Annotated in this window: 18 protein-coding genes and 1 pseudogene; 10 read left to right on the top strand and 9 right to left on the bottom strand. The window is 63.0% G+C overall.

Annotation, left to right across the window (positions count from 1 at the left end; translation table 11 throughout):
- Nucleotides 1-10: 10 nt before the first annotated feature.
- The 4 genes from dnaJ to grpE form a co-directional block, all read right to left on the bottom strand.
- On the bottom strand, nucleotides 11-1,144 hold the full coding sequence (dnaJ, locus tag HV796_RS30645; protein ID WP_175231299.1) for a molecular chaperone DnaJ: 1,134 nt from the start codon (nucleotides 1,142-1,144) through the stop codon (nucleotides 11-13).
- Nucleotides 1,145-1,401: 257 nt separating this feature from the next.
- Nucleotides 1,402-3,348 carry a molecular chaperone DnaK gene (gene dnaK / locus HV796_RS30640; RefSeq protein ID WP_175231296.1) on the bottom strand — a complete coding sequence of 649 codons (1,947 nt, stop codon included), beginning with the start codon at nucleotides 3,346-3,348 and terminating at the stop codon, nucleotides 1,402-1,404.
- A 133-nt stretch (nucleotides 3,349-3,481) separates the two neighbouring features.
- Entirely contained in the window at nucleotides 3,482-3,961 is a 480-nt protein-coding gene (locus HV796_RS30635; RefSeq protein ID WP_175231293.1) for a thioredoxin family protein, read from the bottom strand.
- 59 nt (nucleotides 3,962-4,020) lie between these two features.
- Nucleotides 4,021-4,599, bottom strand: a complete 579-nt coding sequence (gene grpE, locus HV796_RS30630; RefSeq protein ID WP_175231290.1) for a nucleotide exchange factor GrpE — start codon at nucleotides 4,597-4,599, stop codon at nucleotides 4,021-4,023.
- A gap of 397 nt (nucleotides 4,600-4,996) precedes the next feature.
- Here grpE and HV796_RS30625 point away from each other — a divergent pair, with 397 nt between their 5' ends.
- Nucleotides 4,997-5,158, top strand: a complete 162-nt coding sequence (locus HV796_RS30625) for a hypothetical protein (protein WP_166676358.1) — start codon at nucleotides 4,997-4,999, stop codon at nucleotides 5,156-5,158.
- On the opposite strand, the gene HV796_RS30620 is transcribed toward HV796_RS30625, so the two are convergent.
- From HV796_RS30620 to hrcA, 3 genes are all read right to left on the bottom strand, one after another.
- Entirely contained in the window at nucleotides 5,130-5,537 is a 408-nt protein-coding gene (locus tag HV796_RS30620; RefSeq protein WP_175231287.1) for an RNA-binding S4 domain-containing protein, read from the bottom strand. The genes HV796_RS30625 and HV796_RS30620 overlap by 29 nt on opposite strands.
- 184 nt (nucleotides 5,538-5,721) lie before the next feature.
- On the bottom strand, nucleotides 5,722-6,792 hold the full coding sequence (gene hemH, locus HV796_RS30615) for a ferrochelatase (protein WP_175231284.1): 1,071 nt from the start codon (nucleotides 6,790-6,792) through the stop codon (nucleotides 5,722-5,724).
- 163 nt (nucleotides 6,793-6,955) lie between these two features.
- Complete coding sequence (hrcA, locus tag HV796_RS30610) at nucleotides 6,956-7,990, bottom strand: heat-inducible transcriptional repressor HrcA (protein WP_175231283.1); 1,035 nt, start codon at nucleotides 7,988-7,990, stop codon at nucleotides 6,956-6,958.
- Nucleotides 7,991-8,196: 206 nt separating this feature from the next.
- On the opposite strand from hrcA, the gene HV796_RS30605 reads away from it, so the two are divergent.
- Both HV796_RS30605 and recN read left to right on the top strand, forming a co-directional pair.
- Entirely contained in the window at nucleotides 8,197-9,192 is a 996-nt protein-coding gene (locus HV796_RS30605; RefSeq protein WP_377694825.1) for an NAD kinase, read from the top strand.
- A 106-nt stretch (nucleotides 9,193-9,298) separates the two neighbouring features.
- On the top strand, nucleotides 9,299-10,972 hold the full coding sequence (gene recN, locus HV796_RS30600; protein WP_175231278.1) for a DNA repair protein RecN: 1,674 nt from the start codon (nucleotides 9,299-9,301) through the stop codon (nucleotides 10,970-10,972).
- Nucleotides 10,973-11,030: 58 nt separating this feature from the next.
- On the opposite strand, the gene glnE is transcribed toward recN, so the two are convergent.
- Nucleotides 11,031-13,823: a bifunctional [glutamate--ammonia ligase]-adenylyl-L-tyrosine phosphorylase/[glutamate--ammonia-ligase] adenylyltransferase gene (gene glnE / locus HV796_RS30595; RefSeq protein ID WP_175231270.1), complete on the bottom strand. Its 2,793-nt coding sequence runs from the start codon at nucleotides 13,821-13,823 to the stop codon at nucleotides 11,031-11,033.
- A gap of 189 nt (nucleotides 13,824-14,012) precedes the next feature.
- On the opposite strand from glnE, the gene HV796_RS30590 reads away from it, so the two are divergent.
- The 6 genes from HV796_RS30590 (at nucleotide 14,013) to HV796_RS30565 (ending at nucleotide 23,251) form a co-directional block, all read left to right on the top strand.
- Nucleotides 14,013-18,221, top strand: a complete 4,209-nt coding sequence (locus HV796_RS30590; protein WP_175231267.1) for a YhdP family protein — start codon at nucleotides 14,013-14,015, stop codon at nucleotides 18,219-18,221.
- Between the two features lie 228 nt (nucleotides 18,222-18,449).
- A complete protein-coding gene (locus HV796_RS30585) occupies nucleotides 18,450-19,307 on the top strand; it encodes a carbon-nitrogen hydrolase family protein (protein WP_175231264.1) in 858 nt (285 codons plus the stop codon).
- 175 nt (nucleotides 19,308-19,482) lie between these two features.
- Nucleotides 19,483-20,949 carry a metalloprotease TldD gene (gene tldD, locus HV796_RS30580; protein WP_175231261.1) on the top strand — a complete coding sequence of 489 codons (1,467 nt, stop codon included), beginning with the start codon at nucleotides 19,483-19,485 and terminating at the stop codon, nucleotides 20,947-20,949.
- 367 nt (nucleotides 20,950-21,316) lie between these two features.
- Complete coding sequence (gene aroG / locus HV796_RS30575) at nucleotides 21,317-22,390, top strand: 3-deoxy-7-phosphoheptulonate synthase AroG (RefSeq protein ID WP_175231257.1); 1,074 nt, start codon at nucleotides 21,317-21,319, stop codon at nucleotides 22,388-22,390.
- 187 nt (nucleotides 22,391-22,577) lie between these two features.
- Nucleotides 22,578-22,922 (top strand): type II toxin-antitoxin system RelE/ParE family toxin, encoded by a 345-nt coding sequence (locus HV796_RS30570; RefSeq protein ID WP_175231254.1) that lies wholly within the window; start codon nucleotides 22,578-22,580, stop codon nucleotides 22,920-22,922.
- Nucleotides 22,919-23,251 (top strand): helix-turn-helix domain-containing protein, encoded by a 333-nt coding sequence (locus HV796_RS30565; protein WP_175231251.1) that lies wholly within the window; start codon nucleotides 22,919-22,921, stop codon nucleotides 23,249-23,251. The genes HV796_RS30570 and HV796_RS30565 overlap by 4 nt, the downstream gene beginning before the upstream one ends.
- 91 nt (nucleotides 23,252-23,342) lie before the next feature.
- On the opposite strand, the gene HV796_RS30560 is transcribed toward HV796_RS30565, so the two are convergent.
- Complete coding sequence (locus tag HV796_RS30560) at nucleotides 23,343-23,900, bottom strand: cob(I)yrinic acid a,c-diamide adenosyltransferase (protein WP_175231248.1); 558 nt, start codon at nucleotides 23,898-23,900, stop codon at nucleotides 23,343-23,345.
- Nucleotides 23,901-24,138: 238 nt separating this feature from the next.
- Between HV796_RS30560 and HV796_RS30555 the strand changes: the two are divergent.
- Nucleotides 24,139-24,338, top strand: a pseudogene (locus tag HV796_RS30555) (2-hydroxy-acid oxidase); the annotation flags it as partial.

Here is a 24,338-nt window from a genome sequence, read left to right as displayed (position 1 = left end):
AGTTCGAAATTTAATCGAAAAAGCTCTTGACCCGGTCAAACCAGCTCTTGCTTTGCGGGCTATGGCGCGCACCGCCTTCGACGAGCGACTTCTCAAACTGCTGCAACAGCTCGCGCTGAGGCTCGGTAAGCTTGACCGGTGTTTCGACCTGCACATGGACGTAGAGATCGCCAGCAATGCTGGAACGCAGGCCCTTGATGCCCTTGCCGCGCAGACGGAATGTCTTGCCCGACTGCGTGCCTTCCGGCACCGTGAAGCTTGCACGGCCTGCCAGCGTCGGTACCTCGATCTCGCCACCCAGCGCCGCCGTCGTGAACGGGATCGGCATCTGGCAATGCAGGTCGTCGCCGTCGCGCTCGAAGACCGAGTGCGGCTTGATATGGATCTCGACGTACAGATCGCCCGACGGACCACCGTTGATGCCCGGCTCGCCGTTGCCGGCCGAGCGGATGCGCATGCCGTCGTCGATCCCGGCGGGAATCTTCACTTCGAGTGTCTTGGTTTCCTTGGTCTTGCCGGCCCCATGGCAATGCGTGCAAGGTTCGGGAATGTAGGTGCCGGTGCCATGACACTTCGGGCACGTCTGCTGGATGCTGAAAAAGCCTTGCGACATCCGCACGGTGCCGCTACCGCTACAGGTCGGACAGGTTTCCGGCTTCGTGCCGGGCTTCGCGCCCGAGCCGTGGCAGACCTCGCACGAGACCCAGCTTGGCACGCGGATTTGCGTGTCGTAACCGTGCGCGGCCTGTTCCAGCGTGATTTCCATGCTGTAGCGCAGATCGGCGCCGCGATATACCTGCGGACCGGCACGGCCAGCGCGTGCGCCCCCGGCCGCCTGGCCGAAGATGTCGCCGAAAATATCGCCGAACGCGTCGGCAAATCCGCCGAAGCCCTGCGCGCCCGCTGCCCCCATGTTCGGATCGACGCCCGCATGGCCGTACTGGTCGTACGCGGCCCGCTTCTGCGAATCCGACAACATTTCATAAGCTTCTTTGGCTTCCTTGAAATGCTCTTCCGCATCCTTGTTGCCCGGATTACGGTCGGGGTGATACTTCATCGCGAGCTTGCGATAAGACTTCTTGATCTCGTCGTCGCTCGCGTTCTTCGCGACGCCCAGAACCTCGTAGTAATCCCGTTTCGCCATATCGATTCAACGCCCTCCGCGCACTGCCACGCGGCGGCTCCTCATGAATGCTGGAGTCTAGCGACTCGTCCGGAGCCGGCCTCGCGTGGCTGTGTGCCAGCGCAAGGCCATGCCCGCCATAAAACAAATGTGCCCGGAGAGCCGCGAAGGCTCACCAGGCGCGTTTTCCGTACGGTCCCCACCGGGTTAACCGCAGGTCTTGCAGCCGGGCCGCGCGTGACTCGACACGCGCGGCCTTGGTCAGACAGCACCTCGGCTTAGTCCTTCTTCACTTCCTTGAAGTCCGCATCGACAACATCGTCGGCCTTCTCGCCCGTCGACGCATGCTCAGCGGCCGCTGCACCCGCCGCCGCGCCGGCCGCACCCTGCGCGGCCTGCATGTCGGCGTACATCTTCTCGCCGAGCTTTTGCGACGCGGTTGCAACCGTCTCGATCTTCGCCTCGATCGCCGCCTTGTCAGCGGAGTTGCTCTTCAGCGTCGCTTCGAGATCCTTCAACGCCGTTTCGATCTTTTCCTTTTCACTGGCGTCGAGCTTGTCGCCGTATTCGGTGAGCGCCTTCTTCGTGCTGTGCACCAGCGCATCGCCCTGGTTGCGGGCATCGGCCAGTTCGCGCAGCTTGTGATCTTCTTCGGCGTTCGCTTCCGCGTCCTTCACCATTTTCTCGATCTCGGCTTCGGACAGGCCCGAGTTCGCCTTGATCGTGATCCGGTTTTCCTTGCCCGTCGCCTTGTCCTTCGCGCCGACGTGCAGGATGCCGTTCGCGTCGATATCGAAGCTCACTTCAATCTGCGGCACGCCGCGCGGTGCCGGCGGGATGCCCTCGAGGTTGAACTCGCCCAGCAGCTTGTTGCCCGCCGCCATCTCGCGTTCGCCCTGAAACACCTTGATCGTCACCGCCGACTGGTTGTCGTCGGCCGTCGAATACACCTGCGCGTGCTTCGTCGGGATCGTGGTGTTCTTGTTGATCATCTTCGTCATCACGCCGCCGAGCGTCTCGATGCCCAGCGACAACGGGGTCACGTCAAGCAGCAGCACGTCCTTGCGGTCACCCGACAGCACCTGGCCCTGGATCGCGGCACCGACCGCCACCGCCTCATCCGGGTTCACGTCGCGACGCGGTTCCTTGCCGAAGAACTCCTTCACCTTGTCCTGGACCTTCGGCATACGCGTTTGACCGCCGACGAGGATCACGTCGTCGATTTCGCCGACCTTCACGCCCGCATCCTTGATTGCGGTACGGCACGGCTCCATCGTGCGCTCGATCAGATCTTCAACCAGCGCTTCGAGCTTCGCACGCGTGATCTTCAGATTCAGGTGCTTCGGACCTGATGCGTCCGCGGTGATGTACGGCAGGTTGATTTCGGTCTGTTGCGACGACGACAGCTCGATCTTCGCCTTTTCGGCCGCTTCCTTCAGGCGCTGCAGCGCGAGCACGTCCTTCGACAGATCGACGCCCTGCTCCTTCTTGAACTCGCCGATGATGTAATCGATGATGCGCTGGTCGAAGTCTTCACCGCCGAGGAACGTATCGCCGTTCGTCGACAGCACTTCGAACTGCATTTCGCCGTCGACATCCGCGATCTCGATGATCGAGATGTCGAACGTGCCACCGCCCAGGTCGAACACGGCGATCTTGCGGTCGCCCTTTTCGGCCTTGTCCAGACCAAACGCAAGCGCGGCGGCCGTCGGCTCGTTGATGATCCGCTTCACTTCGAGGCCGGCGATGCGGCCCGCGTCCTTGGTCGCCTGACGCTGGCTGTCGTTGAAATACGCCGGAACGGTGATCACGGCTTCGGTCACCGGCTCGCCGAGGTAGTCTTCGGCGGTCTTCTTCATCTTGCGCAGCACTTCCGCCGAGATTTGCGGCGGCGCGAGCTTCTGGCCGTGCGCTTCAACCCATGCGTCGCCGTTTTCAGCCTTGACGATCTTGTACGGCATCAGGCCGATGTCCTTCTGGACTTCCTTCTCTTCGAAGCGGCGACCGATCAGGCGCTTGACCGCGAACAACGTGTTCTTCGGATTGGTAACCGATTGGCGTTTGGCAGGCGCGCCGACGAGCACTTCGTTGTCGTCCATGTACGCGATGATCGACGGCGTCGTTCGGGCGCCTTCCGAGTTTTCGATCACTTTGACCTGATTGCCTTCCATCAGCGCCACGCACGAGTTCGTGGTGCCGAGGTCGATACCGATGATTTTGCCCATTTTTACTAATCTCCTGACTTTGATCGCTGCGGAAAACGTCGTTCATCTGCCGGCGTCCCGCCCCTCAATTCATACCTGCACTCAAAGTAAGTGCATCGGCCGTGTTTTCAAGACCTTTAACACGATGCGGTCTTTAATTTTTTCCTATCGCCGGCCCGGTCGCGTGACCCCGGGTTTCGCTTTCGCTTGCGTCTCGCATGGACCTGACGGCCTGGACCGCATCGCGCCCGCTGGCCGCGCGGATCTTCTCACGGGCGGCGGCCACCGCGGCCTCGAACTGAGCGAGCCCATGCCAGCCGGTCGCGCGGCCGAGGCGCTTGCCCCGATGGAAGAAAAACCATGTCGGCACGCCATGCAGCAAAAAGCGGCGACCCAGCTCGCGATGTTCGTAGACATTGCTGTGAAACCACCGCAAGCCGAGCGCACGGATCGCATCCGGCCGGGCCAGCATCGCCTTTTTCGCGATTTCGCAGTTGAAGCAGTCAAAGCCCCAGAAAAACACCACCGCCAGCTCGTCACCGGCAGATTCCAGACCGGCGTCGAACAAATCAGCGCTCAATTCCTGCATATCGAAAGTCGCGAAAGCCGATGGATCAACAGGGATACTGGCCATAAAGCGCTATTGCGAAAAACCTGGCTTCCATTGAATGACGAACCGGACGCGCGCGGCCCTTACTTCGGCTGCGCGACCGTAACCAGCGCCGGGCGCAGCACCCGATCGTTAATCACATAGCCCTTCTGAAGCACCGAGACGACGGTATTCGCCTCCTGCTCGGCCGGCACCATCGAGATGGCCTGATGGCGATGCGGGTCGAACTTCTCGCCGACCGGATTCAACGCGACGACGCGCCCTTTTTCGAGTGCACCGTTCAGTTGGCGCAACGTCAATTCGACGCCTTCGCGTACTTTCACGAGGTCATCGGACGAGTGGGCAACGGCAGCTTCCAGACTGTCGATCACCGGCAGCAGATGCTCGGCAAAGCTCTCGATCGCGAATTTATGCGCCTTCGCGATGTCTTCTTGCGCGCGGCGGCGCACGTTTTCGGTTTCGGCCTTCGCGCGCAGGAAGCTCTCCTGCAGCTCGGTGATCTTCGCCTGAGCTTCGGCGAGTGCGGCTTCTGCGCTCGACGGCTGCGCCTGCGCGTCTGCAGCGCCAGCCTGCTGCTGCGCCGCCTGAGCGGCAGCCGCGCGCGCGGCATCGTCGGCGGGCGTGGGATTCTGGCTCGTCGGTTTCTCTTGCGTGTTTTCCATGTCGCTGAAAGTCGATAAAGAATTAAAACCATCCAGGCAGCCTGCGTACTGCCCGATACTCAGGTCTGACCGCCCGCTCCAACCGGCCGGTTCAACCACCACATCGCACGTTGTAAATTCACAACATGCAGGCTGCTCAACAGCAGTGCAAATAGGGATGCTTGCACACGGTTTCAAGCCGTACGTCAGCTCTTTTCGCACCGCAACGGGGCAAAAGATGACGGGGGAAATTCGCCGTTACAACCATTACTCGCCCGCCATCATATTGAGATTGAGCGCGATTCGCGAGTGACCTAAACTCAACGTGAGCGTCAGAAAAGGCATGTTTACCCTAATCTGACGTATCGCTTACCACCGAACCGCCTGTTTCCCGTTTTGCATCTCCAAGGGGAGTACCGTGAAACTGACCTTCGCAATATCGGTGGTCGCCTTGGTGCTCATCGCGGGAACCACGACCATCTGCATGTCCGGCGCCGTCAACGACCACACCACCGAGTATGGAGGTGTGCACGCGACGATGGAAAAGCTGTTCAATCCCCACCTGAAAGTTTGTCGATAACGCGCCGGTCGCGTTTGGTCGGCCGGCCGTGCAGCGCGGCCGCCGGCTCGTGAAAATGCTTGCGGCGTTCCAGTTCGGCCTGCCGCTTCACGCGGCTTTCGTCCGTTTCCACATAGAGCGTTTGCGCCACCGAGGCCGGGCCACGCACGTCGCACACGCCCAGCACTTGCACCTGCCAGACGACCCGCTCGATTTCGATCTCAACGAGGTCGCCAACGCGCACGTCCTTCGCGGGCTTGACCGGCGTCCCGCCGATGCGCACCCGTCCCTTGTCGACCGCGTCTGCCGCAAGCGACCTCGTTTTGAAAAAACGGGCGGCCCACAACCACTTGTCGATGCGCAGCCGCGCGCCGGGTTCAGTCGAAATCCTGTGGTTCATCTATCCGTCAATCTGGCATTCAAACGTGTTGTACGCCGCAACGCGCGGAGATACACGAAGCAAGTTACCGGATAACCGACGCAGATGCCGTTCCCGCTTCGCTTCCGCTTCTGGTTGGCGCCAGCGCATCGGTTCCTTGTCGACACCGACGGGGCGCCGTCCCTCCCGCACTCTGCGCGCGGCTTCACGACGCAACCGCCGCTTGCGGGGCGCTCGCCTGAACCGGCCACCCCTGCAGATGCTGCGCGACAATTTCGCCAAGCGCGGCGATCCACGCATGCGACGCGTTCAGGCATGGGATCGCGTGGAACTCCTTGCCGCCCGCGTGTACGAATTCGTCTCGAACCTCCATGCCGATCTCCTCGATCGTCTCGAGGCAGTCCGCCGTGAAGCCCGGGCAAAACACGTCGACACGGCGCACACCCGCGGCACCCAGCTCTTTTACCGTCGGCGCCGTATAGGGCTGCAGCCATTCGGCTTTCCCGAAGCGCGACTGGAACGTGACCCGGCACTCGACCGGCGTCAGTTCAAGCGCATGAATCAGCAGCGCCGCCGTTTGCTGGCACTGCTCATGGTACGGGTCGCCGAGGTCCAGCGTACGTTTGGGCACACCGTGGAAACTCAACACCAGCTTGTCTCCAGCGGCAAAATCGGGACGCCCGTGCAGGTGCCAGTGATGATGCACCTGCGCCGCCAGCGCAGCGATATAGGCGGGATGATCCGCATAGTGGCGCACCGTGCGAATCTCGAACTGGTTGCGCATCCGTTTGAGCGCGCCGAACGCCGCGTCGAATGCGGTCGCGGTGGTCGATGCCGAATACTGTGGGTACATCGGCATCAGTAGCACACGCTCCGCGCCCGCCAGCTTCAACTGATTCAGCATGGACGGAATGTTGGGCGTGCCGTAGCGCATCGCATAGTCGACGATCACCGCGTAGTCGTTCGCGTGCAGCAGTTGGCGCAGACTCTCCACCTGCTTTTCCGTATACACCCTGAGCGGCGACCCTTCAGGCATCCACACTGCTGCATACTTCTTTGCCGATGCCGGGCCACGAAACGGCAAAATTGTCGTGCGCAGAATGATTTGCCAAAGCGCCGCCGGAATCTCCACCACCCGCGGGTCGGACAGGAACTCCGCGAGATAGCGCCGCACCGCGCCCGCCGTAGGTGCGTCGGGCGTACCGAGGTTGATGAGCAGGACCGCGACGCGGTGTGCAACAGCAGACTGCAGTGGCCGCTCGAGATCAAAGTGCATGGGCAACGGGCAAGAACAGGTGGGCGAAGCACAAGAACCGCCGAACGCGGCAACGCTTCAGGTGAGGGCCATTATAGCGGTGCGGTCTGTGGCCGTAAGCTGGCCATTCGGCAGATTGGCAGCGCAGACGCGCCGTCGCACGATGACGGCCAGGGCGAACCCGCTATTGCTGGCTCAGCGTCATCGAAAGAAGGCGCGCGGTGATATCGACAATCGGTATCACACGGCTATAAGCCATCCGTGTCGGTCCGATTACACCGAGCGTACCGACAATCTTGCCGTTCACTTCGTACGGCGCGGTCACGACGCTCATTTCCTCGATCGGCACGAGATTGGACTCGCCGCCGATGAAAATCTGCACGCCCTGCGCGTGGCTCGACACGTCGAGCAACTGAAGGAGGCTGGTCTTTTGATCGAATACATCGAAAAGCTTGCGCAGCCGCGCCATGTCCGACGAAAGGTCGGCCACTTCGAGCAGCTTGCGTTCACCCGAAATCAATACCGTTTCGCCGGTATCGGTCTCATCAGTGCTCGCCGTGACCGCGGCATGCATCAGCGTCGTCATATCGCCGCGCAGCTCATCGATCTCCTCGCGCAGCCTGCGCCGCACTTCGTCGAACGACAGCCCGGCAAAATGCGCGTTGATGTAATTCGACGCTTCGATGAGTTCTGTCGGCGAATAGTCGCGCTGGGTCGCCATCATGCGGTTCTGCACATCGCCTTCGGGCGTCACGATGATGAGCAGGATGCGCTTGTCGGACAAACGCATGAATTCGATCTGCTTGAACACGTGGCTGCGCCGCGGCGTCAGCACGACGCCCGCGAATTGCGACAGATTGGACAACACGCTCGCGGCAGCCGCGACAATCTTCTGCGGCTCGCCAGCCTGCAGCGTGTCGGCCTGCAATGTCTTTTTGACAGCCCGGGTGACGGCGTCTTCGTCGGCGACCGATTCGACAGTCAACATCGTGTCGACAAAGAGCCGGTATCCGCGCGGCGTCGGAATACGCCCAGCCGACGTATGCGGACTGATGACGAGACCGAGCTCCTCAAGGTCGGACATCACGTTGCGGATCGTGGCAGGGCTCAATTCGAGCCCGGAGAACCGCGATAACGTGCGCGAGCCGACCGGCTGACCTTCGGCGATATACCGCTCGATCAGCGTTTTGAGGAGGGTTTGTGCGCGAGGATCTAACATGGCGAAAAATTTTAGCTCAATGACGCGGCTGCCGCGAGCGTTAACCGCACCGACCAGACCGGCTCGCCGAAGTTTTGCGCCCATGCCAGATGCAAAGCACAGCGGTCATGCAGACGTGAGCGCCGGTGCGCTCACCCACGCGCCCGCCGCCCGCTGTCATCACCGCTTCACCATTCTAACGATAATCGGCCACAGGCTGGACGGCGCTGCCCACCCGCGCCAACGCCCGTCGCCGCGCAGTACCGCACGCGGCGACGGTTCTTTTCGGCACGCAGCTATGGTGTAATGCCGGCATGCAAGTTACCAGCCAGTTCAAGACCGTTGCGCTCGTCGGGCGCACCCAGACGCCCGGCATCGGCGAGCCGCTGATGCAACTCGCCTCGTGCATCGCAAAGCGCGGCTTCGACGTCGTATTCGAAGCGCACATCGCGCAGGAGATCGGCGTGACCAGCTATCCGACTCTACGGCCCGCGGAGATCGGCGCGCGCGCCGACGTCGCGGTCGTGCTCGGTGGCGATGGAACCATGCTCGGCATCGGCCGTCAGCTCGCGCCGTACAAAACGCCGCTCATCGGCATCAACCATGGCCGGCTGGGCTTCATCACCGACATCCCGATCTCGGACATGCAGAAGATCGTGCCGCAGATGCTCAGCGGCAGCTTCGAACGCGAGGAACGCATGCTGCTCGAAGCGCGCATTATGCGCGCGGGCGAGCCGATCTATCATGCGCTCGCGTTCAACGACGTCGTGGTAAACCGCAGCGGCGTGTCCGGCATGGCGGAACTGCGCGTGTCGGTGGACGGCCGCTTCATGTACAACCAGCGCTCGGACGGGTTGATCGTCGCGACACCCACCGGTTCGACCGCCTACGCGTTGTCGTCGAACGGGCCGATCCTGCATCCGCAACTCGAGGGCATCGTGCTCGTGCCGATCGCGCCGCATGCGCTGTCGAACCGGCCCATCGTGCTGCCGGACCATTCGAATGTCAGCATACAGATCATTTCGGGTCGTGACGTCAACGTGAATTTCGACATGCAGTCGTTCACGTCGCTGGAACTGAACGACACGATCGAAGTGCGCCGCTCGCAGCACATGGTGCCGTTCCTGCATCCGGTCGGCCACAGCCATTACGCGACGCTGCGCAAGAAGCTGCACTGGAACGAATACCCGTCGCACGACGACGACGAACCGGATGAAGACTGATCGGGCAAAGTGACCTGACCCGCCAACCGGACCAACCAAACGTTCCGAACATTCACCCGAACACTGAACCGCACGCTGCCGGACACACCAACTACCCGCCGACTCCATGCTTCGCCACCTATCGATTCGCGATTTCGTCATCGTCGCCGCGCTCGACCTCGAATTCGACAGCGGCTTCACGGTTTTTTCCGGCGAAACCGGCGCCGGCAAGTCGATCCTGATCGACGCCCTCGCGCTCGCGCTCGGCGCGCGCGCCGATGCGTCCGTCGTGCGCGCCGGGGAAGCGCGCGCGGACATTACCGCTGAATTCGATACGCACGCGCAAGTGGACGAGTGGCTCGAAGCCCAGGCGTTCGCCACCCAGTCCGTCGACCCCGAAACGCATGAAGGCACCGTCCTGCTGCGCCGCGTGATCGACGCGAACGGCCGCTCGCGAGCGTTCGTCAATGGCACCGTTGCGACGCTTGCGCAATTGCGCGAGGTCGGCGAAATGCTGGTCGACATTCACGGCCAGCATGCGCATCAATTGTTGATGCGTCCTGATGCACAGCGCGATCTGTTCGATACTCACGCGGGGCTTATTGAGGCGGCCACGGCAATCTCGCGCGCATGGCGCGGCTGGCGTGACGCGGCGCAGGCGGTCGAGCACGCGCAGACGCGCGACCGCGAAATCCAGCTCGAACGCGAGCGGCTCGCGTGGCAGCTCGCTGAACTGGATAAGCTCGCGCCGCAGCCGGGCGAATGGGAAGAGGTGAATACCGAACACCGCCGTCTTTCGCATTCCGCGAATCTGATCGATGGCGTGCAGAGCGCGCTGGGCGCGCTGTCCGAATCGGACGAAGCGATGATCACGCATCTCGGCGCAATCATCTCGAAGCTGCGCGATCTCGCGGAAATCGACCCTGAGTTGAATGACGCACTCGCCGCCCTCGAACCAGCGGAAATCCAGTTGCAGGAAGCGGCCTACTCGCTGTCCCACTATGCACAGCGTCTCGAGCTCGATCCCGACCGGCTCGCGCAAGTGGAAAAGCGCCTCGATGCGTTGCATTCGGCTGCACGCAAGTTCCGGCTGAAGCCGGAAACCTTGCCCGAAGAACATCGGGCGCGCCGCGCGCAACTGGACGCGCTCGATGCCGCGGCCGACCTCGACAGCCTGCGCGCCGCCGAGAGCAAGGCGAAGGACGCTTACCTCACCGACGCGAAGCAATTGTCGAAGGCACGCGCGAAGGCGGCAAAGGCGCTTGGCTCCGCGGTAACGACCGGTATGCAGGAACTATCGATGGCGGGCGGCAGTTTCGACGTGGCGCTCGTCGCGCTACCTGAAGGCGGCGCGCATGGGCTCGAGCAGGTCGAATTCCGGGTGGCCGGCCATGCGGGCGTGCCGCTGAGGCCGCTCGCGAAAGTCGCGTCGGGCGGCGAACTCGCGCGTATCAGTCTGGCGCTCGCCGTGATCGCCAGCGCCGCGAGCCCAACCCCGACGCTGATCTTCGACGAAGTCGACACCGGCATCGGCGGCGGCGTCGCGGAAGTCGTCGGAAGGCTGCTGCATCAGCTCGGCCGCGACCGCCAGGTGCTGTGCGTCACGCACTTGCCGCAAGTCGCCGCACGCGGCGACCATCATTTCCAGGTGGCGAAGAGCACGAACGGCAAGAGCGGTACGCTCAGCACCGTAACGTCGCTCGACAAGGCGAGCCGGATTGAGGAAGTCGCGCGGATGCTGGGCGGGCTCGAGATCACCGCGACCACGCGCAAACACGCGAAAGAAATGCTGACTGCATAACGCGCGCGATGCATCGAAGCCGGCGCGCGTCACGGGCGCGGGCGGCGGCCTCACTTAACTATCCGAACACCCGCTCCCAAAGCCGCAACACCGCGTCGCGCTCCGCACTCACCGTGTCCGATTCGACCCGCGCCTTCTCCATCCCGTCGAGGCGCAATTTGTGCTGCAGCTTGCGATACCGCCGGTATGCCGCACCGACCGTTTCCGCTTCGTCGCCGCTCATTAACCCGAAGCGCGACACTTCGCGCAACAACGCGATATTGCCGGTGTTGCGGATCAGCTCCGGATCGCGCGCCGCGTGCAACAGCACCCAGTACTGCACGGTGAACTCGATGTCGACCATCCCGCCGCGGTCGTGCTTCAGATCGAAGAGCGGCGTGCGATTCGGGTGTCCTGCCTCGACGCGCTCCCGCATCTCGATGATTTCCTTCGCAAGCGGCGCCGCTTCGCGCGGCGTCGTCAGCACCTGCTCGCGAATCGCCTCGAACCGCGCGCCGATCTGCGTGTCGCCAGCGCAGTACCGCGCGCGCGTCAATGCCTGATGCTCCCAGACCCACGCGGTATTCGCCGCATCGCCTTCGCGCAGCTGATAGCGGCGAAACGCATCGAGATCCGTCACGAGCAAGCCGGACTCACCGTTTGGCCGCAAACGCAAATCGATGTCGAACAGTGTGCCCGCGCCGGTCGCGGTCGTCAGCCACGAGATCAGGCGGCGCGTGAAGGTCGCATACACGTCGGGCGCAACGTCGGCGGGATCGTCGTACAAAAAGATCAGATCGAGATCTGACGCGTAGCCGAGTTCTTTGCCGCCGAGCTTGCCGTACGCGATGATCGCAAAGCGCGGCACGTCACGGTGGCGCTTCGGGAGCTGATTCCAGACGGCTTCGATTGCCACGTCGAGGACCGCGTCGGCGAGCTCCGACAAACGGTCGCTCACATGCTCGACGCTCAGCTTGCCGGCCAGGTCGATCAGGAGAATCCGGAACACCTCGGCCTGATGCGCATGGCGCAGCAGGTCCATCTGCTGTTCGACGCCGTCCGCCGCCGCGAGCCGCAGACGCAGCGTGCGCTTGAATTCAGGCCAGTCGAACGGGCTTGCCATCGCTTCGTCGTCGAGCAGTTCGTCGAGCAGTTGCGGATGGCGGATCAGATACCCGGCCGCCCAGCGCGACGCGCCGAGCACCGACAGCACCCGGCGCAGCGCATGCGGATATTCGGTCAAAAGCGCCAGGTACGCGCCACGCCGGCTCACCGCCTCGAGCAGATCAAACATACGTGCGATCGTGTCGCCGCGCCGCTGCGGCGGCTCGAGCGTGCGCGCCGCTTCCAGCGCGCGTTGCGCGACGATATCGAAACGCTCCCGGCTACGCTCAGGCAACCCTGCATAGCGCGCCGATTGCCAGACGGCGCGTAGCCGGTCCAGCAGGTCGGATGGCTCCGCAATGCCCAGTTCGACCAGCCGGGCGGCGAGGGTGTCGACGGCGCTGTCGTCTGCCAGCGCGCTGCTCCACACCCATGCGGCCGCGCCATCGTCGGGCGCCGCGCAACCGCCTTCGCCGTTCACCTTGTCGGCAAAGATCTGATCGAACTGCTGCTCGACCTGCTCGCGGTGCGCATCGAGTGTCGCCATTAACGCGGCGTAGTCGGCAAATCCCATCGACTGCGCGAGACTCGCGCGTTCGTGTTCATCGACCGGCATCGCATGCGTCTGTGCATCGTTGCGGTATTGCAGCCGGTGCTCGAGCTTGCGCAGAAAGCGGTATGCATCGGTGAGCGCCCCGCAGACGGACGGCGCGATCAGGCCGCGCGCCGTCGCGTGGCGCAGCACCGCGAGCGTGGGTCTGATCCGGAAGCCCGCGTCCTGGCCGCCACGGACCAGCTGGAATACCTGCGCGCTGAACTCGATCTCGCGTATCCCGCCGCGCCCGAGTTTGATGTCGTCTGCCTTGTCCGGCCGCATCGTCGCGCGCCGCTGCGCTTCCTGACGAATCTGCAGATGCAGTGCGCGAATCGCGCCGATCGCGCCGAAGTCAAGATAGCGGCGATAGATGAACGGTTTGACGATCGCCTCGAGCAGGTTCGCAAGGCGCCGCGCCTCGGCGCTGCCGTGCTCGGACACGACCCGTCCTTTGATCCACGCGTAGCGCTCCCACTCGCGCCCCTGCACATAGAAATACTCTTCGAGCATCCCAAGGCTGCAGACAAGCGGCCCCGAATCGCCGTTCGGCCGCAGCCGCATGTCGACGCGAAACACGTAGCCGTCGCTTGTCACCTCGGCGAGCGCGCCGATCAGGCGCTTGCCGAGCCGCGTGAAGTAGTCCTGGGTCGCAATCGCGGGACGCTGGCCGCCGGCCGTCTCGCCGTCGTCCTCGTAGACAAAGATCAGATCGATGTCCGACGAGACGTTCAGTTCGCGCCCGCCGAGCTTACCCATGCCCACGACGCCGAGCGTGATCCGTTCGCCGTCCGGACCACGCGGCTCGCCGTACATCGCTTCGAGTTCAGCGGATAGCACGGCGAGCGAGCGCTGGATTGTCGCTTCGGCGAGATCGGTCATCGTCCCGGTCACTTCGGCGACTTCCGCGCTGCCCGCCAGGTCGCGCTCCATCGCGGCGCAGAACACTTCAATGCGCAACTGCCGCAGTGCCCGTTTCAGTGCATCTTCGCTGAGCGGCGCACCGTCGGCCCCACGCAGCGCATCGCACAGTTCGTCAAGGCGCGCATCGATCCGCTCGCGTGTGACAGGCGCCGCCGCCAGCGCCGCCACGCGCTGCGCAAGCTCGGGGCGCGCCGTATACGCACGAGACGCGTAATGCGAATAGCGGGAACTCAACAACTTCGTATAGGTCATGAAAATCTGGCTCGCTCGTTGCTTGGTCCGGCAGATGCGCCGGCACCGGTCCGACGCGTTGCAAAAAGTCTGGCACGCTCGCCGCCAAGCCACGCCGGCACAGGGTTTGCCGGAAGTCCCAGTTGGCGGCTCGTGTGATACATTTCATCGCTAGTCCGCAAAACTACCATACGCCCAACTTGCCTCAGCATGTCCGAGCGAAACCTACCCGCCGACCGGCACGATGCAGGACGCGTCCGGCAACACGGCGGAGGCGATCATGTAGTGCTGCGGCACACACTGCACGTGGTGCTGGGCGTCGCGCTCGTCACCTACTTCCTCGCGTTGTTGCTCGTGCTTGGGCTGCGCTATGTGGTGCTGCCGCAGGTCGAGTCTTTCCGTCCGCGCATCGAAGCAATCATTTCCGAAAAGATCCATGCGCAGGTGTCGATCGGTAAGCTCACGCCGCACTGGGTCAGCTTCCAGCCTGGCGTCGAAGTCACCGACCTGACCATCCGCAGCCATGACGGTCATCCCGCGTTGTCCATCCCGCATGCGAGCGCAACTGTGTCATGGAGCTCGCTGTGGAAGCTCAAGCCAATTCTGTCGAGCCTCGTCGTCGACCAGCCCGATCTGCTCGTCGAGCGCAATGATGACGGCACGCTGTCGGTCGCCGGCGTGCAATTGCCATCCGGTCACAGCGGCAATGACACGTTTTCCACCTGGCTGCTGCGCCAGCAGGCGATGGTGCTGCGCGGCGGCACGCTGCGCTGGCGCGACGCGCTGCACGACGTGCCGGAGGTTGCATTGCAGAACATCCGGCTCGCAATCCTCAATGATGGCAACGAGCACCGCTTCGCGCTGCAGGCGCCCGCGGACGGCAAAGTGCTGTTTGGCCCGCTCGACGTTCGCGTCCATTTCAAGAACGCACGCACCGGGGCAATGGGCAAGCCGATCAACTGGAGCGGCAGCGCGTACTTATCGACAGGGCCCGTCGATCTGCCGATGCTCGCGCGTTATATCGACTTTCCGATCGCCACCTACGCCGGCCGCATCGACAACGCAATCTGGGTCGAGTTCGCGCAAGGGCGGATCCTGTCGGCAACCGGCGAGTTATCCGGCAACAACATCGCGCTGCGGGTGCGGCCTACCCAGCCGAAACTCGATCTGCCGGACGCCCGCTTTTCGTGGACCTTCGCGCACGAAGCCGACGAATACACGCTGCAATTGCATAACCTCGTCGCGGAGCTCGGCCAACCGCCGATGCCCGACGGTACGCCGGTGACGCGCACACTCGCGCTGTCCACGCTGAACGGCCGGCTTCGCAGGCAGAGCGTCCAGCATGGCCAGCTGGTCAGCGTCGCGGGCGATCGTGTCGACCTCGGTATCCTCGCCGAATTCACCCGCGCGCTGCCGTTGCCGCGCCGACTGCTGAACAGCCTCGTGCGCTTCAATCCGCGCGGCATCGTGTCGAACTACACGATCGAAGTCGAGCGTGAAAAACCGGAATCCGGCGAAGCAGCAGCAAACGAGCGCAGTGAACTGAGCGCCGCGCCGATTGCGCATTACACGTTCAAGGCTGATCTGCAAGGCATCAGCGTTGCCGCGCAGGAGCCACCGCCAGGACTGACCGCGCGCGGCCATCCGCGCGCCGGCATTCCGGGCTTCGAGAATCTGTGGGGCTCGGTTGACGCGAATGAAAAGCAAGGGTCGATCACGCTCGACACCGCCAACGCGGCGATCACCATGCCGGGCGTCTTCGACAACCCGCGCCTCACCTTCGACAGGCTGAAGGGCAAAGGCAGCTGGACGGTCGCCACCACCATCGCGCCCGGCGACAAGCACAAGGCGTTCAAGGTCGACGTGTCAGAGCTGACGGTCGCGAACGAGGACACCGCCGCCAGCGCGAGCGCCAGTTATTCGAACGTTGGACATGGACGCGGCTCGCTCGATCTGAGTGCGAAATTCGAGCGTGCGCAGGTATCGCGCATCGCACGATATCTGCCGACAGGCATCGCCGAAAAGGTGCGCGTGTATCTGGGCCACAGCCTGGAAGCCGGCGTGTCGCGTGGCGGGACGATCGAGATACATGGCAATCTCGACAAGTTTCCGTATGCGCTCGATCCGACCGCGGGCGTGTTCCGCATCGTCGCGCCGTTCACCGATGGCCGCTTCGATCCGACGCCGTATCCGCCTCGCACGTTCAAAAACGGCACGCCGAATATCTGGCCGGGTTTTGACGGCATCGACGGCGAGTTCCAGCTGAAAGAAAACCTGCTGCGCTTCGATGTCAACCATGCACATTACAAGCGGATTGCAATCGGCAAAGTGACGGGCAAGATCGACGATCTCGGCAATCGTGCGTCGAGCCTTGTGATTACCGGTGGTGCGCACGGCCCGCTTGCGGACATGCTCGACTATGTCGACGACAGCTCGCTTGGCATCATGTCGAAGCACTTCACACGGAAACTGAGGGCGGACGGCCCCGCCGCGGTCGCGTTGAAGCTGACCTTGCCGCGCGCGCCGCTCGACCCGAACGCGCCGCGGCCGCATCCGAGCCTCGCCGGGTCGGTCACCTTCGAGAGCAATCGCATCGCGATGGAAAAGGTGCCAACGCTGTCGCAGCTGACCGGCAAAGTGCACTTTACCGAACACACCGCCGAGGTGGACAACCTCGCCGGTCAATTTTTCGGTGGTGACATTCATGCGAACGGCGCGCTGAGGCAAAACGGCACCTACGCGCTCGACCTGAATGGCCACATCGCGCTCGAGGCAGCGCGCGAACTCGATCTGCACGGACTCGCGCCGCAGGTGCTGAGCCATATGCAGGGCGGCGCGCCGTACCAACTCAGCGTGCGCGGCGCGAAAGGGCGCCTGCCGGACGTTTCCGCCCGTTCCGATCTGACCGGCCTTGCGCTCGACTTTCCCGCGCCGTTCAACAAGCCGGCCGGCACACCGATGCCGCTCAGCCTGTCGTACCAGCCGCCAGCAAACGGCGACAGCAGCGCCATGCAGCGCGCCGACGTGACCTTGGGGCCGATCGCCGCGACCTATCTGCTGCGCGGCGAACCGCAGAAGATGCCGAAGGTTGTGCGCGGTGCGATCGGTGTGAACCGGCCGGCCGACCTCCCTTCCGAAGGCGTCACCGCCGCGGTCGACCTCGACACGCTCGACGCCGACGCATGGCGCGCGCTGTTCGTTCAGATGCGCAATGCGAATCAGGGCGTCGCGCCGGTGCCACCGAGCGAGACCGTTGCCCAGTTCGTGCCGAATCGCTTCGCGCTGCATATCGGCACGCTCACGCTGCTCAAGCGTCACTGGGAAAGCGTGGTGGTCGGCGCATCACACATCGACAGGAAGTGGCAAGCGAACATCGCGTCGAGCCAGGTATCGGGCTACGTATCATGGCTGCCGGGCGCGACGCGCGATTCGCCCGGCACGCTGCAGGCGCGGCTTGCGCGCCTCGTGATCCCGTCGGCCACCGAAAACGACCTGCTCGGACCGGCCATGCAGCAGCCCGCGCAGAACATGCCGACCATCGACCTCGTCGTCAACGATATGATCGTGCACGGCCGCAGCGTCGGCCGGCTCGAAGTCGATGCGCACAACTTCGAAGAAGATGGCGAGCCGGTCTGGCAGTTGGACAAGCTCGACATCAGCAATCCGGCCGCGACGTTCACCGCGACCGCGAACTGGCGCACGTTGCGCGAATTCGGTGCGGTCACCGACGAAAACACGCCACGCCGCACGGTGGTCGATTTCAAGCTCGATGTGAAGGATGCGGGCGCGCTGCTCGAGCGCGCCGGCCTGCCGCGCACGCTGAAAAACGGCGAAGGCACACTGTCGGGCAAAGTCGGATGGCGCGGCGGGCCGACCCGCATCGACCTTCCGTCGCTCAACGGCAATCTGTCGGTCGACCTGCACCACGGCCAAATCCTGAAGGTGGATCCCGGGGTCGCAAGGCTGCTCGGCGTGCTGAGCCTGCAAAGCCTCCAACGCGTTGCGACGCTCAGTTTCCGCGACGTGTTCGGCGAGGGATTGCCGTTTTCGAGCATTACCGGGACCGGCGAAATCAACGACGGCGTCGGCCGCACCGACAATTTCAGGCTGGTCACCGCGCCGGCTCGCGCGGAAATGCGCGGCACCGTCGACCTTGCGCATGAAACGCAGGACCTGAACGTGCGCGTGATTCCAACCGTCAGCGCGGGCGCGGGCGTGGTCGCGGCGACGATCGTCAATCCGCTGTTCGGACTCGGCGCGCTGGCTGCGGACATCGCGTTGTCGCAGTCGCTCGAGCACGCGTTCGTATTCGACTATGCGATCACCGGATCATGGGCGAAACCTCACGTCGAGCGGGTCCACGACGATCGCGGTAAGATGAATGGCGTACCGGCGGCGGAGGCGGCCGTGCTGCACTGAACGGGGCAGCAGGCGCCGCACGGCGGGCATCGCGGCAGGTGCCACGGATTGCGCGGCTGATGCTGCCGCTGTACGGCATGCTCATCGCCTTCCGTGTTGCGGCAATTTCGGCGGCAATTTCGCCGCCATTTCACCGCCGGTCAGCACTTCCGTCGCGCAGTTTTCGTCCACGTCCGGCGGCGCGCTTCGCGGTCAGCGCCGTCCCGAAGGGAGTCTATCGATACGCTCATGAGCGATCCACACGCGCAATCTCCGGCCGGCGCAGCATCGGAAAGACCGGCCGCCACGTATCGCGTCGCCGCGCTGCAGATGGTCAGCACGCCGGAGCGCGACCGAAACCTTGCCGACGCCGAAAAGCTGATCGCGCAAGCCGCGGCCGACGGCGCTCAGCTCGTCCTCCTGCCCGAATACTTCTGCTTCATGGGCTTCAAGGACACCGACAAGCTCACCGTGCGCGAGCCGTACCGCGACGGCCCGATCCAGCGTTTCCTGTCCGATACTGCGCGCCGACACCACGTATGGGTGATCGGTGGCACGCTGCCGCTCATCGCGCCGGAACCATCGCGCGTGCTGAACACGACGCTGGTATTCGATCCGCAAGGCCGCGAGGCCGCCCGGTACGACAAGATCCATCTGTTCAATTTCGAAAAAGGTGACGAATCGTTCGATGAAGCACGCACGATCCGTCCCGGCGACGCGGTGCGCACCTTCGATGCGCCGTTCGGGCGCGTCGGCCTGTCGGTCTGCTACGATCTGCGCTTCCCGGAGCTGTACCGGCAGATGGGCGACTGCGCGCTGATCGTCGTGCCGTCCGCGTTTACGTATACGACCGGCCGCGCGCATTGGGAAACGCTGCTGCGCGCGCGCGCCGTCGAGAACCAGTGCTACGTACTCGCCGCCGCGCAGGGCGGTAAGCACGAAAATGGCCGCCGCACGTGGGGACACAGCATGTTGATCGACCCTTGGGGCGAAGTTCTCGATGTTCGCGACGAAGGCGCGGGCGTCGTCGCCGGCACGATCGAGCGGTCTCGCATTGACGAGGTGCGGCAAAGCCTGCCCGCCTGGCGACACCGCGTGCTCAGTTAGCGCCGCCGCCGTTCACAATCTTGATGCACACTCAATTGATGCAAATTCAGGCAGTCCCACGTAATCGCAGGCATCCAAACGAGAACGTCCACATTGAAAGCGCATTGACCGTCACCCATATGGGTACGCAATGCGCGCCGTCCGAATCCCTTGAATCGAGCTGAACCTACTTCGCATGAACATCATCGAACCCAGCATCCGTAATCTTGCGACAGCCAAGGACGTGCTCCTCACGCCCTACGGCCTCGACGAAGCCGTCCTGACCCGCACGCTCGCCGACATCTTCACGCATCGCGTCGATTACGCAGACCTTTATTTCCAGGCGACGCGCAGCGAAGCGTGGAGCCTCGAGGAAGGCATCGTCAAATCCGGCAGTTTCAGCATCGACCAGGGCGTCGGTGTGCGCGCCGTGTCCGGCGACCGCACCGCGTTCGCGTACTCCGACGACCTGTCGCCCGACGCGATTCGCCAGGCGGCGATCGCGACGCGCGCAATCGCGAAGGCCGGTGGCGGCAAGCAGAAGATCAAGTCGGCTGCGTCGCTGACGGGCGTCGCCGGTCGCGACCTGTACCTGCCGTCCGATCCGCTGCATTCGCTCGACGCAACCGCAAAAGTCAAGCTGCTTGAGCGGATTGAACAGATGGCGCGAGGCCGCGACCCGCGCATCACGCAGGTGATGGCGGGCCTCGCCGGCGAATACGACGTCGTGCTCGTCGCGCGCAGCGACGGCGCGCTTGCCGCGGACATCCGACCGCTCGTGCGCGTGTCGGTAACGGTGATCGCCGAACAGAACGGCCGCCGCGAGATCGGCTCGGGCGGCGGTGGTGGCCGCTTCGACTACGGCTATTTCACGGACGACGTGCTGTCGCGCTATGTCGACGACGCAGTGCATGCGGCGCTCGTCAATCTGGACGCGCGTCCGGCGCCGGCTGGCGCGATGACCGTGGTGCTCGGGCCGGGCTGGCCTGGTGTGCTGCTGCACGAGGCGATCGGCCACGGGCTCGAAGGCGACTTCAACCGCAAGGGCTCGTCCGCATTTGCAGGCCGCATCGGTGAGCGGGTCGCGGCAAAGGGCGTGACCGTGGTCGACGACGGCACGCTGCCGAACCGCCGCGGGTCGCTCAACATCGACGACGAAGGCAACGCGACGCAGTGCACGACGCTGATCGAAGACGGCATCCTGAAGGGCTATATCCAGGACACGCTGAACGCGCGCCTGATGAAGATGCCGGTCACCGGCAACGCACGCCGTGAATCGTATGCCGCGCTGCCCATGCCCCGTATGACCAACACTTATATGCTGAACGGCGACAAGGATCCGCAGGAGATCATCGCGTCGGTGAAGAAGGGCCTTTATGCGGTGAATTTCGGTGGCGGCCAGGTCGACATCACGAACGGCAAGTTCGTGTTCTCGGCATCCGAGGCGTACATGATCGAAAACGGCAAGGTCACCTATCCGGTCAAAGGCGCGACATTAATCGGCAGCGGACCGGAGTCGCTCAAGTATGTGAGCATGATCGGCAACGACATGTCGCTGGACACCGGTGTCGGCGTGTGCGGCAAGGAAGGCCAGAGCGTCCCGGTGGGCGTGGGCCAGCCGACGCTGCGCATCGACCGGATGACAGTCGGCGGTACGGTCTGAAGGCACGCCGTTTCACACGCTTTGCGCATCGAACGTGCAAAGCGTGCGGATTTTCCGCATTTTTACCCGTTGCGGCTTGTCAATTCCGCCTACCCGCGGTATAAAGCCACTCACCCTTTTTGCAGAACCCATTACTCGCTTCTTTCGCCATGTCCGCCCGGTTTTATTTTTATTTCTTTTGGCATCTCAGGCCGCTGGCGGATCGAGAGGGGTGGTAGCGCATAAAAGGCAAACCCGAAATTCCCGAAAAACCGTCAGCGAGTCTGGCGGTTTTTTTTTGCCCCTGTTTTGGGCTCTTTCAACCCGTACCGGCGCCCACCCGCACGCAACGAACCGACACGCTACGAATCGCATCAGGAGAACCAACATGCCCCCACACAATACCGACGACGTCCGCATCCGCGAACTCAAGGAACTTACCCCACCCGCCCACCTGATCCGCGAATTCCCGTGCGGCGAAAAAGAATCGGACCTGATCTTCAACGCGCGGCAGGCCATGCATCGAATCCTGCACGGCATGGACGACCGCCTGATCGTCATCATCGGTCCGTGCTCGATCCACGATCCGAAAGCGGCGCTCGAGTATGCGGGGCGTCTGATCGAACAGCGCAAGCGGCTTGCGGGCGAACTCGAGATCGTCATGCGCGTGTATTTCGAAAAGCCGCGCACGACGGTCGGCTGGAAGGGGCTCATCAACGACCCGTATCTCGACAACAGCTTCAAGATCAACGACGGCCTGCGCACTGCGCGCGAGTTGCTACTGCACATCAACGAACTCGGCCTGCCCGCAGGCACCGAATACCTCGACATGATCAGCCCGCAATACATCGCCGATCTGATTTCGTGGGGTGCGATCGGCGCGCGTACGACCGAGTCACAAGTGCATCGCGAACTGGCTTCCGGGCTGTCGTGTCCGGTCGGCTTCAAGAACGGAACGGACGGGAACGTGAAAATCGCGGTCGACGCGATCAAGGCGGCATCGCAACCGCACCATTTCCTGTCGGTGACCAAGGGCGGCCATTCGGCGATCGTATCGACGGCCGGCAACGAGGATTGCCACATCATTCTGCGCGGTGGCAAAACGCCGAACTATGATGCGGACAGCGTCAATGTCGCGTGCGCGGACATCGGCAAGGCGGGGCTCGCCGCACGGCTGATGATCGATGCGAGCCACGCGAACAGTTCGAAGAAGCATGAAAACCAGATTCCGGTTTGCGCGGATATTGGCCGCCAGATTGCGGGTGGCGATGAACGGATCGTCGGCGTGATGGTCGAGTCGCATCTGGTCGCTGGCCGCCAGGATCTTCAGGAAGGTTGCGTGCTGACCTACGGCCAGAGCATCACCGATGGATGCATCGGTTGGGACGAAAGCGTGGCTGTACTCGAAGGACTCGCTGACGCGGTCAGACAACGCCGCCTCGCTCGCGGCAGCGGCAACTGATCATGCGATAAGTCAGATTCAAACCATGAAAAGCCCGGTCACTTGAGCCGGGCTTTTTATTGTTAGCCATCCGGACGAATAGTCTTCCATGTGCGACCCCGGTACCGTAAGCGTTCTTCGCAAGCATGTCGAAAAAGCTTGACTTGAAGAAACAATTGGTACAAAATTTTGTACATGAAGGGAGTCTATGAATCAGGAAAAGGAGATTCGCTGGGTTGGCTCCAGCTACGACGACCTTCTGGCGTTTCCAGACGAACCGCGTCGGCAAGCCGGCTTTCAGCTTGCCAAAGTGCAAGCCGGCCTCGACCCGGACAACTGGAAACCCTTCGATGGTGTCGGTACGGGTACGCGCGAAATTCGCATCAAGGAAGCTCAAGGTGTGTTTCGCGTGATGTATGTCGCAAAATTTGTCGAAGCCATTTATGTTCTGCATTGTTTCCAGAAGCAAACGCAGGCCACAAGCAGGCAAGACAGAGAAGTTGCCGAGGCGCGCTATCGCGCCGTGGCTAATATCAGGAAGGCAGAGCAATGATGATCGATACGAGAATCCGTCACGTCACCAAGCCGGGTGCAAACCTGTTCCTCGAACTCGGCTTCTCTATTGAAGAAGCGAAGCGTCTGCACGCCGCGTCGCAAAAGCAGATCAATGACACGCGGCTCCTGAAGGAGCAGTTGATGACCGAGCTTTCGAGCTGGATCGAGCAGCATCATCTGAAGCAGGCGGAAGCAGCTGAAATCCTGATGGTGTCGCGGCCGCGTGTGTCCGATGTCGTTAACAAGAAAACGGCCAAGTTCACGATCGATACGCTAGTCGAAATGATGAGCCGCATTGGCAAGCCGGTCAGGCTCGCTATCGGCTAAGCGGGCGCGCCAGGCCGACCGGCCAAGCGAGCGCCATCGCATGCACCGCGCACGTTTCCCCGATCTGCGCGGTGGTCGCTTCCCCTACTCCTCATTGCTTTGCCGTGCGGTCATGCTGCCACAACACATCGCTGCCGCCATTCACCCTGTTCAACACACGCGCGAGTACGAATAGCAGGTCCGACAGGCGATTGACGTAACCGCGCAACGCCGCACTCACATCGTCCAGGGTGCCGAGCGTAACGATCGCGCGCTCGGCACGCCGACACACCGTTCGGCACACGTGCGCATGCGAGGCCGCGCGTGATCCGGCCGGCAAGATGAACTCCTTCAATGGCGGCAACGTCGCGTTGTATTGGGTCAGCCACCCGTCGAGCCGACGCAGATGAACGTCAGTCATCATCGTGTGGCCCGGTACGCTCAGCTCGCCGCCCAGATCGAACAGGTCGTGCTGAATCAATGTCAGCGCGACGCGTACGTCATCGGGTACGCTCTCGCACAACAGCACGCCGATGTGCGAGTTGAGCTCGTCGATTTCGCCGATTGCGACGATGCGAGCGTCATCCTTGGTGACACGACGGCCGTCGCCGAGGCCGGTCGTGCCATCGTCGCCAGTACGCGTCGTAATCTTGCTCAAACGGTTACCCATGATGTCGTCCCTATGTCGTTGCCATGCGCTGCATTCATTCGCGCGGCAATCATTTGCGCATCCCGCATCTGATTCGGCCCGCTGCCGCCGCGCGCGTACGCACGCATCAATCAAAGCCATTATAGATTTCGCGGGCAGCCGCCTCGCTCGTCGCTACGCTGTGTCTGCGGGCGAACGATCGGCGTAAAATGATTCCAACCCGCGACAGCACAACGAATATGCCTTTCAGGAGACCCGCGTGAACCATCCTGCGCCGCCCGCTTCCGTGCGCCGCCCTTTTCCCGCTGAACTGCTCAGCGCACTGAAGGCCACATTTGGCGAGCGCGCGTCGACCGCCGAGGCGGTCCGCACCAACCACGGACGTGACGAATCGCCTTTCGATCCGCAATTGCCCGATGCGGTCGTCTTCGCACGCAACACCGAAGACATACAGGCCGT

The organism is Paraburkholderia humisilvae (assembly GCF_902859855.1).
Taxonomy (GTDB): Bacteria; Pseudomonadota; Gammaproteobacteria; order Burkholderiales; family Burkholderiaceae; genus Paraburkholderia; species Paraburkholderia humisilvae.
The sequence above is the reverse complement of the archived record's forward strand: the minus strand, read 5'-3'. Positions and strand labels throughout refer to the sequence as shown.